General features: G+C 63.1%; 12 protein-coding genes. 9 read left to right on the top strand and 3 right to left on the bottom strand.

What is annotated here, in order from left to right; genetic code table 11:
• Positions 1–55: 55 nt before the first annotated feature.
• Entirely contained in the window at positions 56–1,000 is a 945-nt protein-coding gene (locus LB568_RS07260) for an amino acid ABC transporter permease (RefSeq protein WP_224729723.1), read from the top strand.
• Between the two features lie 50 nt (positions 1,001–1,050).
• Positions 1,051–1,803 (top strand): amino acid ABC transporter ATP-binding protein, encoded by a 753-nt coding sequence (locus tag LB568_RS07255; RefSeq protein WP_224729722.1) that lies wholly within the window; start codon positions 1,051–1,053, stop codon positions 1,801–1,803.
• A 37-nt stretch (positions 1,804–1,840) separates the two neighbouring features.
• Here the strand turns inward: LB568_RS07255 and LB568_RS07250 are convergent, their stop codons facing one another.
• Positions 1,841–2,749 carry a hydrogen peroxide-inducible genes activator gene (locus LB568_RS07250; RefSeq protein ID WP_224729706.1) on the bottom strand — a complete coding sequence of 303 codons (909 nt, stop codon included), beginning with the start codon at positions 2,747–2,749 and terminating at the stop codon, positions 1,841–1,843.
• Between the two features lie 163 nt (positions 2,750–2,912).
• Here LB568_RS07250 and katG point away from each other — a divergent pair, with 163 nt between their 5' ends.
• Entirely contained in the window at positions 2,913–5,123 is a 2,211-nt protein-coding gene (katG, locus tag LB568_RS07245) for a catalase/peroxidase HPI (RefSeq protein ID WP_224729705.1), read from the top strand.
• Positions 5,124–5,193: 70 nt separating this feature from the next.
• On the opposite strand, the gene LB568_RS07240 is transcribed toward katG, so the two are convergent.
• Positions 5,194–5,871, bottom strand: coding sequence for an MIP family channel protein (locus LB568_RS07240; RefSeq protein ID WP_027042616.1), 678 nt, complete (start codon positions 5,869–5,871; stop codon positions 5,194–5,196).
• 319 nt (positions 5,872–6,190) lie between these two features.
• On the opposite strand from LB568_RS07240, the gene LB568_RS07235 reads away from it, so the two are divergent.
• From LB568_RS07235 to LB568_RS07210, 6 genes are all read left to right on the top strand, one after another.
• Complete coding sequence (locus LB568_RS07235; protein WP_224729704.1) at positions 6,191–7,480, top strand: RsmB/NOP family class I SAM-dependent RNA methyltransferase; 1,290 nt, start codon at positions 6,191–6,193, stop codon at positions 7,478–7,480.
• Positions 7,481–7,499: 19 nt separating this feature from the next.
• A complete protein-coding gene (locus LB568_RS07230) occupies positions 7,500–7,655 on the top strand; it encodes a hypothetical protein (RefSeq protein WP_224729703.1) in 156 nt (51 codons plus the stop codon).
• Complete coding sequence (locus tag LB568_RS07225; RefSeq protein WP_013893903.1) at positions 7,621–8,079, top strand: PaaI family thioesterase; 459 nt, start codon at positions 7,621–7,623, stop codon at positions 8,077–8,079. The genes LB568_RS07230 and LB568_RS07225 overlap by 35 nt, the downstream gene beginning before the upstream one ends.
• Positions 8,079–8,744 carry a 5'-methylthioadenosine/S-adenosylhomocysteine nucleosidase gene (locus tag LB568_RS07220; protein WP_224729702.1) on the top strand — a complete coding sequence of 222 codons (666 nt, stop codon included), beginning with the start codon at positions 8,079–8,081 and terminating at the stop codon, positions 8,742–8,744. Before LB568_RS07225 ends, LB568_RS07220 begins: the two co-directional genes overlap by 1 nt.
• A gap of 55 nt (positions 8,745–8,799) precedes the next feature.
• Positions 8,800–10,362 (top strand): glutamine-hydrolyzing GMP synthase, encoded by a 1,563-nt coding sequence (guaA, locus tag LB568_RS07215; RefSeq protein WP_224729701.1) that lies wholly within the window; start codon positions 8,800–8,802, stop codon positions 10,360–10,362.
• Positions 10,363–10,678: 316 nt separating this feature from the next.
• On the top strand, positions 10,679–11,932 hold the full coding sequence (locus LB568_RS07210) for a tyrosine-type recombinase/integrase (RefSeq protein ID WP_064994668.1): 1,254 nt from the start codon (positions 10,679–10,681) through the stop codon (positions 11,930–11,932).
• Here LB568_RS07210 and LB568_RS07205 read toward each other — a convergent pair.
• On the bottom strand, positions 11,913–12,167 hold the full coding sequence (locus tag LB568_RS07205; protein ID WP_084016063.1) for a helix-turn-helix transcriptional regulator: 255 nt from the start codon (positions 12,165–12,167) through the stop codon (positions 11,913–11,915). The two genes, LB568_RS07210 and LB568_RS07205, sit on opposite strands and share 20 nt — an antisense overlap.
• Positions 12,168–12,248: the final 81 nt, after the last annotated feature.

Here is a 12,248-nt window from a genome sequence, read left to right as displayed (position 1 = left end):
CCCCCCCCCCCCCCCCCCCCCCCCCCCCCCCGGGCCAGCGATCAGGAGACCAGCGATGGGCGTGGCCCACCCGACCGAGATCGGCGTCGAGCCAGCAGGTGTCGCCGCCGCCGTGTCGCGATTGACCGTCGTGCCGCAGCGCCGCTACGGCATCTGGGTCGGCACGGCGCTTGCGCTGCTGCTGGCGTTTGTGATCATTCGCGCCTTCGCCAGCAATCCGGCCTTCGCCTGGGGCACGGCCGCCGGCTACCTGTTCCATCCCTCGATCATGCGCGGCCTTGGCAACACGCTGATGCTCACGGTCATCATCATGGTGCTGGCGATCGTGGTCGGCACCGTCATTGCCATCATGCGGGTGTCGCCAAGCCCGGTGCTGCGCGCCTTCGCGGGTGTCTATGTCTGGTTCTTCCGCGGTGTCCCGGCCCTGATCCAGCTGATCTTCTGGTTCAACCTGTCGCTGCTGGTGCGCGAAATCTCGCTCACTTTGCCCTTCCTGGGCACGCTGTTTGCCGTGCGCACCAATGATTTCATGACGCCATTCTTCTCGGCTGTCATTGCACTTTCGCTGTGCGAAGCCGGCTACATGGCCGAGATCATCCGCGCCGGCATCAAGTCGGTGCCATCCGGCCAGTCGGAAGCGGCGAGCGCGCTCGGCATGCCCTACCGCATGATCCTGAAGCGCATCACCCTGCCGCAGGCCATGCGCTTCGTACTGCCGCCGACCGGCAATGAGGCGATCAACCTCCTGAAGATGACGTCGCTGGTGACGTTCATTGCCGTCGATGACCTGTTCTATACGGCGCAAAGCATCTATGCGCGCACCTTCGAGACGATCCCGCTCTTGATCGTGGTCGCCTTCTGGTACCTTGCGGTGGTCAGCATCATGTCGGTGGGACAGCATTTCCTGGAGCGCCATTTCGGCCGCAGCGACACGCGCCGCGAGCCCCTGACGATGCGCGCCCTGCGCAACGCTGTCAGCCTGCGCGGCGTCGCCCGATGAGCGATGTGAAGTCCGAAAATCGCGCCCGCTTCGGCGTGCCGGCCGACTCCATGGTTTTCGCGCGCGGCGTACGCAAATCCTATGGCCCGCTCGAAGTCCTCAGGGGTGTCGACTTCGACGTGCCCGAGGGATCGGTGGCTTGCATCATCGGCCCGTCGGGATCCGGCAAGAGCACATTCCTGCGCTGCATCAACCATCTGGAGAAGCTCAGCGCCGGCATCCTGCTGGTGGACAGCCAGTTCGTCGGCTACGACCTCCAGGGCGACAAGCTCTACGAGGTCAAGGACGATCTCCTGTGCCGGCGCCGGGCAGAAATCGGCATGCTGTTCCAGTCGTTCAACCTGTTCTCACATATGACGGTGATGGAGAACCTGATCGAGGCGCCGACCCAGGTGCGGCGCATTCCCGCCGATCAGGCCAAGGCCGAGGCGGAGGTGCTGCTGCGGCGTGTCGGCCTCGCCGACAAGATCGACCGCTATCCGCGCGAACTGTCCGGCGGCCAGCAGCAGCGCGTTGCGATTGCGCGCGCCATGGCAATGAAGCCGAAGGTTCTGTTGTTCGACGAGCCGACATCGGCGCTCGATCCGGAACTGGTCGGCGAGGTGCTGCAGGTGATGCGCGACCTGGCCGAGAGCGGCATGACGATGGTCGTCGTCACCCACGAGATCGGCTTTGCTCGCGAGATCGGCGATCAGCTGGTCTTCATGGATGGCGGCGTGATCGTCGAACGTGGTGTGCCGCGCGAGATGATCGCCAACCCGAAATCGCCGCGAACCCGCGAGTTCCTGTCCCGGGTTCTGTGAGGTCTCCTTGTCGGGGCGCGGTTGCCACTTCTCGGGATCATGCCGCCAACGCCGCTGGGCCTAGGCTGCGGATGATCTTGGCAAGTTCGACGCATTCGCCGTGCCTGGTACTGTTGCCACGCCAGGCAAGGCAAATCATGCGTTGCGGCATCGGCTCCTGGAACGGCACGATCTTCAGGTCCGGGATGGTGCCCGCTGGCCCGGCCGCCATTTCGGGGACGAGCGTGACGCCGAGCCCGTGCGCCACCATCTGCAAGAGCGTGGTCAGGCTGGTGGCGCCGTAGCTTGCCATCGCCACCGGTCGCACATTGCCGCAGACGGCCAGCGCCTGTTCGCGCAGGCAATGACCTTCCTCCAGCAGCATCAGCCTCTCCAGTGCCGGGCTCTCTGGCGGAACCGGCGGCGAGGCGAAGGCGGGATCGCCTGATGGCACGGCGAGGAAGAACCTGTCGGGAAACAATGCCTCGGTGGTCAGGCCGGGATGATCGAGCGGAAGCGCGGCAATGAAGGCGTCGAGCTTCCGCGATGCGGTGTCCTCGACCAGGGACGTGGTGACGGCCTCGCGCAGTTCGAGCAGCAAGGCCGGAAAGTGCTTTTTCAGCTCGGGCAGGGCGCGCGGCAAGAGATAGGGCGCGACGGTCGGGATGATGCCAAGGCGGAAGCGTCCCTCCATCGCCATGCGGCCGCGCCGGGCCGTCGTTTCGACGTCGCGTATGTCGGCCAGGATACGTTCGATGCGCGGCAAAAGCGCTGCCGCTTCGTCGGTCATCCGGACCGACTTGCCGCCACGTTCGAACAGCCGGCAATTCAGGCGCTGCTCCATCTCCGCGATCTGCGCGGACAGGGCCGGCTGGCTGACACCGGCAAGTTTCGCGGCACGCCCGAAATGCAGCGTCTGGGCCAGCACTTCGAAATAATGCATCTGGCGAACCGTCAATCCGATCATGCGGGCAATCTTATCATAAGGAAATCCTATCAAAACAAACAGGAAAGGCAATTTGTCTTTATCGGCAAGGCAGCCTAGTCTGGAACCATTCCAGATTGGTGCGGCCACTGGCTGCCCCCCAGAATCCTGGCAAAGATCAAACCTCGGCAAATCGGAGACGAACATGGACGCGAAAACCGACGACAACAGCGCGGGCAAATGCCCTGTGGCGCATGGATCCGCCGGCCGGACCAACCGTGACTGGTGGCCGAACCAGCTCGACCTCGGCGTTCTCCACCAGCAGTCGAACCTGTCGGACCCGATGGGCGAGGATTTCGACTACGCCAAGGAATTCGCGAGCCTCGATCTCGATGCGGTCATCCAGGACCTGCACAAGGTCATGACGGATTCGCAGGATTGGTGGCCGGCGGACTTTGGCCACTATGGCCCGCTTTTCATCCGCATGGCCTGGCACAGCGCCGGCACCTACCGCATCGGTGATGGCCGCGGCGGCGCCGGTGCCGGCCAGCAGCGTTTCGCACCGCTCAACAGCTGGCCGGATAATGCCAACCTCGACAAGGCGCGCCGGCTGCTTTGGCCGGTCAAGCAGAAATACGGCCGCAAGATCTCCTGGGCCGACCTGCTGATCCTCACCGGCAACGTCGCGCTGGAATCGATGGGCTTCAAGACCTTCGGCTTCGCCGGCGGCCGCGCCGACGTCTGGGAACCTGAGCAGGACGTGGACTGGGGTTCTGAAACCAAGTGGCTCGACGACCAGCGCTACTCCGGTGATCGCGAACTCCAGGGCCATCTCGGCGCCGTGCAGATGGGCCTGATCTATGTCAATCCGGAAGGCCCGAACGGCAAGCCCGATCCGCTGGCTTCGGCCCGCGACATCCGTGAAACTTTCGGCCGCATGGCCATGAATGACGAGGAAACCGTGGCGCTGATCGCCGGCGGCCACACTTTCGGCAAGACCCATGGCGCCGGCGATGCATCGCTGGTTGGTGCCGAGCCGGAAGGCGCCGGCATCGAGGCGCAGGGCCTCGGCTGGTCGAGCAAGTATGCCAGCGGGATTGCCGGCGACGCCATCACTTCGGGCCTCGAGGTGACCTGGACGACGACGCCGACCAAGTGGAGCAACAACTTCTTCGACAATCTGTTCAACTACGAATGGGAGCTGACGAAGAGCCCGGCGGGCGCCCATCAGTGGACGCCCAAGGGCGGCGCCGGTGCCGGCTCCGTGCCGGATGCGCACGATCCCTCGAAGCGCCGTGCGCCGGCCATGCTGACCACCGACCTCGCGCTGCGGGTCGATCCGGCCTATGAGAAGATCTCGCGGCGTTTCCATCAGCATCCAGACCAGTTCGCCGATGCCTTCGCCCGCGCATGGTTCAAGCTGACGCATCGCGACATGGGTCCGGTCGTGCGCTATCTCGGCCCGTTGGTGCCGAAGGAAGAACTGATCTGGCAGGATCCGATCCCCGCGATCGATCACGAACTGGTCAGCGAGCAGGATATCGCCTCGCTGAAGGCGAAGATTCTGGCCTCGGGCCTGTCGGTTTCCGAGCTCGTCTCGACCGCCTGGGCATCCGCCTCGACGTTCCGCAATTCCGACAAGCGTGGCGGCGCCAACGGCGCCCGTATCCGGCTGGCACCGCAGAAGGACTGGGACGTCAACCAGCCGGCTGAACTGTCGAAGGTGCTTGCCAAGCTCGAAGGCATCCAGAAGGAGTTCAACGCGGCGCAGACGGGCGAGAAGAAGATCTCGCTCGCCGACCTGATCGTCCTCGGCGGCGTCGCCGCGGTCGAGAAGGCGGCGAAGGACGGTGGCCATGAGACCAAGGTGCCGTTTACGCCCGGTCGCATGGACGCTTCGCAGGAGCAGACGGATGTCCACTCCTTTGCCGCGCTCGAGCCGAAAGTCGATGGCTTCCGCAACTATGTCAGGGGCAAGCAGCCGATGTCGGTCGAAGCCATGCTGGTCGACCGCGCGCAATTGCTGTCGCTGACCGCTCCCGAGATGACGGTGCTGGTCGGCGGGTTGCGCGTTCTCGGCGCCAACACCGGCGGGTCGAAGCACGGCGTGTTCACCGACAGGCCTGGCACTTTGACCAACGACTTCTTCGTCAACCTGCTCTCGATGAGCACGGTCTGGGATCCGGCAGCGGGCTCTGTTCCAGGTGCGGAAGAAGTCTACGAGGCCCGTGACCGCAAGACCAAGGCGGTCAAATGGACCGGCACCCGCGCCGACCTGATCTTCGGCTCGCATGCGCAACTGCGTGCGCTTGCCGAAGTCTATGGATCCGGCGACGCCGGACAGAAATTCGTCAGGGATTTCGTCGCCACCTGGACCAAGGTGATGAACGCCGACCGCTTCGACATCGCCGCCTGATCCCGGCGTAAGGACCCGACAAAAAAGGCGCGGGCCACGGCCCGCGCCTTTTGTGTTTCAGCTTTCGAGGTCAATCCTTCTCGAAGACACGCGCCTTGGCGACGACGCCGGCGATGGCGCCGCCGATCAGCGGCGCGACGATGAACAGCCAGAGTTGGCTGAGTGCCGCACCGCCCGTGAACAGCGCCGGACCGATCGAGCGGGCCGGATTGACCGAGGTGCCGGTGACCGGGATCATGGCGAAGTGAATGCCTGCGAGCGTCAGGCCGATGACCAGGCCTGCAAACGCCGTCGAGTGCTTTTCAGCGGTAACGCCGAGGATCACGGTGACGAAGGTGAAGGTGCCGATCAGTTCCCACAGGAACGCCGAGCTCATGCCCCATTTCGTCTCGTCCCAGCCATTGGCGCCGAAGCCGCCGGTATGGCCGCCGGCCTGGCCGGAAACGATGATCCACAGCGCCAGCGAAGCCAGGATGGCCCCAATGATCTGCGCGATCCAGTAGGGGATGACATCCTTGGCTGGCAGCCGTCCGGCAAGGAAGACACCGAGTGTCACCGCCGGATTGAGATGTGCGCCCGAAATGGGACCGATCGCATAGGCCGCGGCGATGAGGCCGATGCCGAATGCCAGACCGATGCCTTCCTGGCCGAGCGGCAGCGCGCCGCCGAAGCCGCCCGTCACCACCGACGCCGTGCCGATGAACACCAACAGAAATGTGCCTAGAACTTCCGCCAGATAAGTCTTCATTGCCCTCTCCTCGTGACGATCCGCCGGTCAACGTTTTCTGCGCCGCGAATCATGGCGGCAAGAGTATTCTCAACCGAAAAACTTGGAAAGCAGAGCTGTTGCGCCACGCGCCGTGCTTGAACTCGCCAGATATGAACATTAGAGACCTTTCATCTATTGATCGATCTGCTGTTGGCTTCCAGGGAGAGTTATTGGTTGGCCAATTTCGCTGGCAACAGTCGGGATGACTCCACGCCGCCAGGCGGAGCGGGGTTCAATCCGGACGTGAAAGGTTCTAAGAGCAGGCCGAGATGCTGTGCTCGATTTGATGGAATGACGAATGCGACTGGGCGGAAGGCTGGCTGCGGCTATCGAAGTGCTGGAAGACATTGGCCGGCGTCACCGGCCGGTGGCCGATGCGCTGAAGGATTGGGGCCTCTCGCACCGTTTCGCCGGCGGCGGCGATCGCGCGGCGATCGGCAACATCGTCTACGACGCGTTGCGCCACAAGCGCTCCGCCGGCTGGCTGCTCGGCGAAGACACGCCGCGCGCCATCGGCTTCGGCGCGCTGCTGCTCGAATGGGGCCAGACGGCGCAGTCGCTCAACGACGCGCTCGACGGTGACAAGTTCGCGCCGCCGCTGCTCGGCGCCACCGAGCTCCAGGCAATCGCCGAACGCCGGCTTGCCGACGCGCCGTCCGCGGTGCGGGCCGATATACCCGACTGGTGCGAACCGCTTTTCGAACGGGCCTTCGGCGAGACATGGGTCGACGAGGGCGCGGCGCTGGCGACACGTCCGCCGCTCGACATCAGGGTCAACACGCTGCAGGCCAATCGCGACAAGGTGCTGGCGGAACTGGCCGATACCGGCGCCAAGCCTGCCCGCATAGCGCCAAACGGCATCCGCATTCCGCCTATCGATGGCGACGGCAGGCATCCGAATGTGCAGGCAGAGCCGGCCTTCCAGAAGGGCTGGTTCGAGGTCCAGGACGAAGGCTCGCAAATCGCGGCCACGCTGGCCGTTGCCGGGGCCGGCATGCAGGTGCTCGACTTCTGCGCCGGCGCCGGCGGCAAGACGCTGGCGCTGTCGGCTCAGATGGGCAATACGGGCCAGATCTTTGCCCATGATGCCGAAAAGGCGCGGCTGGCGCCGATCTTCGACCGCATCCGCCGGTCGGAAAACCGCAATGTGCAGGTGGTCACCAAGCCGGCCGAGCTTGCGCCGCTCTCGGGTCATATGGACGTCGTGCTGGTCGACGCACCGTGCACCGGCAGCGGCACCTGGCGCCGCCGTCCCGACGCCAAATGGCGCCTGACGCAAAGACAGCTCGATGCCCGCAAGGGCGAGCAGTCGGCGATCCTCGATGCCGCCAGCATCTATGTCAAACCCGGCGGCCTGCTGGTCTACATCACCTGCTCGGTATTCCCTGAGGAAAATGGCGAACAGGTCGCCGCGTTTCGTGGGCGCAACAGCGGCTTCGTCCCGGTCGATCACCGCGCGCTGTGGGACAGCCATTTCCCGGGGCACGAGGCGGCCGCGCGGATCGGCGCCGGTGGCGATATTTCGCTGTCGCCCGCGCTGAGCGGCACCGATGGTTTTTATGTCTGTGCCATGCGCAGGCCCGGCTGAACCGTATCGGATGGCGCCGATGCGTGCCGGGTTCGTTTCGCTGTCGCGGGTCAAGCTGATTGCTGCACTGCAGCAAAAGCGTTTGCCTGCCGCCTGTGCCTCTGCAATAAGCTTTTCCGGCAAAAGTGAAGGCAATGGCGATGGCGGCAAAGATCGTACCGGCTCCAGACTATGAGGATCGCGTCAGGGCGTCCTTTGCGCGCCAGCAGGCGATGGCGACGATCGGCGCCGAACTGACGCTGGTGACACCGGGGATCATCGAGATCGAGATGCCCTATTCGGCTGCATTGACCCAGCAGCATGGCTTTCTGCACGCCGGCGTCATTTCGACCGCGCTGGACTCGGCCTGTGGTTATGCCGCCTTCTCGCTGATGCCGGAGAATTCCGGCGTGCTGACCATCGAGTTCAAGGTCAACCTGCTGGCGCCGGGCCGGGGCGAACGGTTCCTGTTCCGCGGTTCGGTGACCAAACCCGGCCGCACCATAATCGTCGCCGATGGCCAGGCGTATGCCTTCGCCGTCGACGGCGAGGCTAAGCTGATCGCCACCATGACCGGGACCATGATGACGGTGGTCGGCCGTGACGGGATTGCAGGCTGATGGGCAATGTTGCGCGAATTGGCGGCAAGGACGTCCTGTTCGTCATGGCGGTGCAAGCCGAATACGGTCCGCATCTGCAAAAACTGTTCACGCCGCTGATGACCGGTGTCGGCCCGGTCGAGGCAGGTGTGCGCCTCTGCGCCGAACTCTCCTGGCTGAAATCCGAGAAGACCTTGCCGGATCTCGTGGTATCGCTCGGCTCAGCGGGCAGCCGGACCTTGGAACAGGCCGAAATCTACCAGGCCGTCTCCGTCAGCTATCGCGACATCGATGCCTCGCCGCTCGGCTTCGAGAAAGGCGCAACGCCGTTCCTCGACCTGCCGGTGAGCGTGCCGCTGCCCTTCAGGATTCCGCAGGTCAAGGAAGCCACGCTATCGACCGGCGGCGCGATCATCACCGGCGCGGCCTACGAGACGATCATGGCTGACATGGTCGACATGGAGACCTTCGCTTGCCTGCGCGCCTGCCAGCTGTTCGATATCCCGCTGATCGGCCTGCGCGGTATTTCAGATGGAGCAGCCGATCTCAGGCACCTCGGCGACTGGACAGAATATCTGCACATCATCGACGAAAAGCTGGCAGACGCCGTCATTCGCCTCGAACAGGCGATCGGCTCTGGCTTGCTTCGCGTCCAGCCGACCCGTGAAGACCCGAGGCCAGTCTGAAAGTCAGGCACCGCAACCCATTGCGCCGACTCGTTTCTTTCTCTAAACGCTCGCCATGAAAACAGCCAATCATCCCGACACCGTCCTGATTGTCGATTTCGGCAGCCAGTTTACCCAGCTCATCGCCCGCCGCATCCGCGAGGCGGGTGTGTTTTCCGAGATCGTGCCGTTCCAGTCGGCCGAAGCCGCGTTCAAGCGCATCAACCCGAAAGCCGTGATCCTGTCGGGCGGCCCCGCCTCGACGTCGGACATCGGCAGCCCGCGTGCGCCGCAGATCGTCTTTGACGCCGGCGTGCCGGTGCTCGGCATCTGCTACGGCCAGATGGCCATGTGCGTGCAGATGGGCGGTGTCGCTGAAAGCTCCAACCATCGCGAATTCGGCCGCGCCTTCGTCGAGATCGAGAAGGACAGCCCGCTGTTCGAGGGCCTGTGGGCGACTGGGCAGCGGCACCAGGTCTGGATGAGCCATGGCGACCGCGTCGTCGCCCTGCCGCCGGGCTTCGAGGTGTTCGGCAAGTCCGAGAGCTCGCCCTTTGCCATTTTCGGCAATGTCGAGCGCCGTATGTACGGCATCATGTTCCATCCCGAGGTAGTGCACACGCCTGATGGAGCCAGGCTGCTCAGGAACTTCGTCCACAACATCGCCGGCATCGAGGGCGACTGGACGATGCGCGCCTATCGCGAACATGCCGTCGAAACGATCCGCAAGCAGGTCGGCAAGGGCAAGGTGATCTGCGCGCTGTCGGGCGGCGTGGACTCCTCCGTCGCCGCGCTGCTGATCCACGAGGCGGTCGGCGACCAGCTCACCTGCATCCTCGTCGACCACGGCCTGATGCGCAAGAACGAGGCAGCGGGCGTGGTGGCGATGTTCCGCCAGCACTACAATCTGCCGCTGATCCTGGTCGATGCCTCGGACAAGTTCATCTCCGCGCTGGAAGGCGAGTCCGACCCGGAGAAGAAGCGCAAGACCATCGGCCGGCTGTTCATCGAAGTCTTCGAGGAAGAAGCCAAGAAACTCGGCGGTGCCGATTTCCTGGCGCAAGGCACGCTCTACCCCGACGTCATCGAAAGCGTCTCCTTCACCGGCGGCCCGTCGGTGACCATCAAGTCGCACCACAATGTCGGCGGCCTGCCCGAGCGCATGAACATGCAACTGGTCGAGCCGCTGCGCGAACTGTTCAAGGACGAGGTGAGGGCGCTCGGCAAGGAGCTTGGCCTGCCCGAAAGCTTCATCGGCCGCCACCCGTTCCCGGGCCCGGGCCTCGCCATCCGCTGCCCCGGCGGCATCACGCGGGAAAAGCTGGAGATCCTGCGCGAGGCCGACGCAATCTACCTCGACGAGATCCGCAAGGCCGGCCTCTACGACGCCATCTGGCAGGCCTTCGCCGTGCTGCTGCCGGTGCAGACGGTCGGCGTGATGGGCGACGGCCGCACCTACGAGTTCGTCTGCGCGCTGCGCGCCGTCACGTCGGTCGACGGCATGACAGCCGATTTCTATCATTACGACATGGCCTTCCTCGGCGCCGCCGCCACCCGCATCATCAACGAGGTCCGCGGCATCAACCGCGTCGTCTACGACGTCACCTCGAAGCCGCCCGGAACAATCGAGTGGGAATAAAGGTCGGTCGTTCGCCAGCATTCGGCGACTATCGAAGAAACTTCATTAAACCTCTGAATCTTATCTTCTTTTCTCTCTAGGTCTATCGCTGACTATCGCCCCTAAGCGGAATCATTTGACGGTATATCTGACGGCATTCCTTTTCGCGTCATCTTCGCTGCAGACTGATGCCGTCAGTGCGCCGGACTCAAGCATGTTGGCATCTTTCGAGGTAAGGCATTGAATCCAATGGGCTCTCGCAGAGCCTTGACGGTAAAACGAATGACGGTAAAATTAGGCGTTTCACAATCCTAGATGCGCCCGTCCGTCTCCTCCTATGCTCACAGATATCGCACTTAAGAAGCTGAAACCAAAAGATAAAATATACAAAGTCACTGATCGTGACGGTATGTACGCGACCGTGGCTCCCACAGGGCAGATATCATTCCGATACGACTACCGAGTAAATGGTCGGCGAGAGACAGTGACGCTTGGCCGCTATGGGGAGGGAGGCATCTCGCTTGCAGAGGCGCGTGACCGCTGTCTTGCCGCACGAAAAATGGTTGCAGCCGGAAAATCGCCAGCCCAGGAAAAGCAGCGTGACAAGCGGCGCCTGTCTGGGACGGCCACGTTCGGCGATGCTGGCAGAAGATGGTTTAAAGAGGCGAAGATGGCGGACAGCACGCGCTCGATGCGCAAAGCCGTCTTTGATCGCGACATCTTGCCGATTTGGGACAAAAGGGTCCTCGCAGAAATAACATCGGACGATTTGCGGGCGCTGTGCGCAAAGGTGAGGGACCGTGGCGCACCGGCAACGGCCATTCATGTCCGGGATATCGTTAAGCAGGTCTATGGTTATGCCATTCTGCACGGCGAGAAGATCGCCAATCCGGCGGACGAGGTAGGGCCAGCTTCCATAGCCACCTTCGAGGCGAAAGACCGGGCGTTGTCACCCGCAGAAATTCGACTCATGCTGAAAGAGTTGGAAAATGTGCCGACGTTGTCGACCATTCGGCTGGGCGTAAAGCTGATCCTGCTCACGATGGTTCGGAAAAGTGAGCTTCTGGACGCGACGTGGGATGAGGTTGACTTCGAGAACGCGCTATGGAGCATTCCCAAAGAGCGAATGAAACGGAAGAAGCCACATAACGTCTACCTGTCCCGCCAATCCCTCGACATCATGATTGCGCTTAAGACTTGCGCCGCGAACTCTCGATACGTGCTTCCATCTCGCTACGACGCCGACGAACCCATGTCGCGCGCGACCTTCAATCGGATTACGATGGCGATTGTGGAACGCGCAAAACAACAAAATCTGCCGCTAGCTCCCTTTACCGTGCACGATCTACGGCGGACCGGGTCCACGCTCCTAAACGAGATCGGATTCAATCGCGATTGGATCGAAAAATGCCTTGCCCACGAAGACAGTCGCTCCTCCCGGGGCGTCTATAACAAGGCTGAATACGAACCGCAGCGGCGCCACATGCTGCAGGAATGGGCCGACATGATTGAAGCGTGGGCGGCTGGCAATAAACACGCACCCACACTGCAGCCGATTTCCGGGGCAGCCGTCATCCTCGATCCGATTTGACGGGCCTTCTCTTCCGTGACCGCACGTCTGGTCCTGGGGCCAGTTCGATTGAACCGGCAGAGGACGCGTTCCGCCGTTCCTGAATCCAGGCTTCGACTTCTCCCAGGTCCCAAACGACGCAGCGGGGGGTCAGATTGAACCGTCGTGGGAACTCGCCTCGTTGTTCCATTTCATAAATGGTCGTGTCCGATAGCGGGACGATTTCTCGCAACTGTGATCGGCGAACAGTTCGCACGACCTGTCGCGCCGCAATGTGAGGTAGAACCGGAAGGGAGCGATCCGCTGGCGCGGCCTCTATGCCTTGGCAGCTTTCGTG

The sequence above is a fragment of the Mesorhizobium sp. B263B2A genome (assembly GCF_020165775.1).
Classification (GTDB): domain Bacteria; phylum Pseudomonadota; class Alphaproteobacteria; order Rhizobiales; family Rhizobiaceae; genus Mesorhizobium; species Mesorhizobium opportunistum.
The sequence above is the reverse complement of the archived record's forward strand: the minus strand, read 5'-3'. Positions and strand labels throughout refer to the sequence as shown.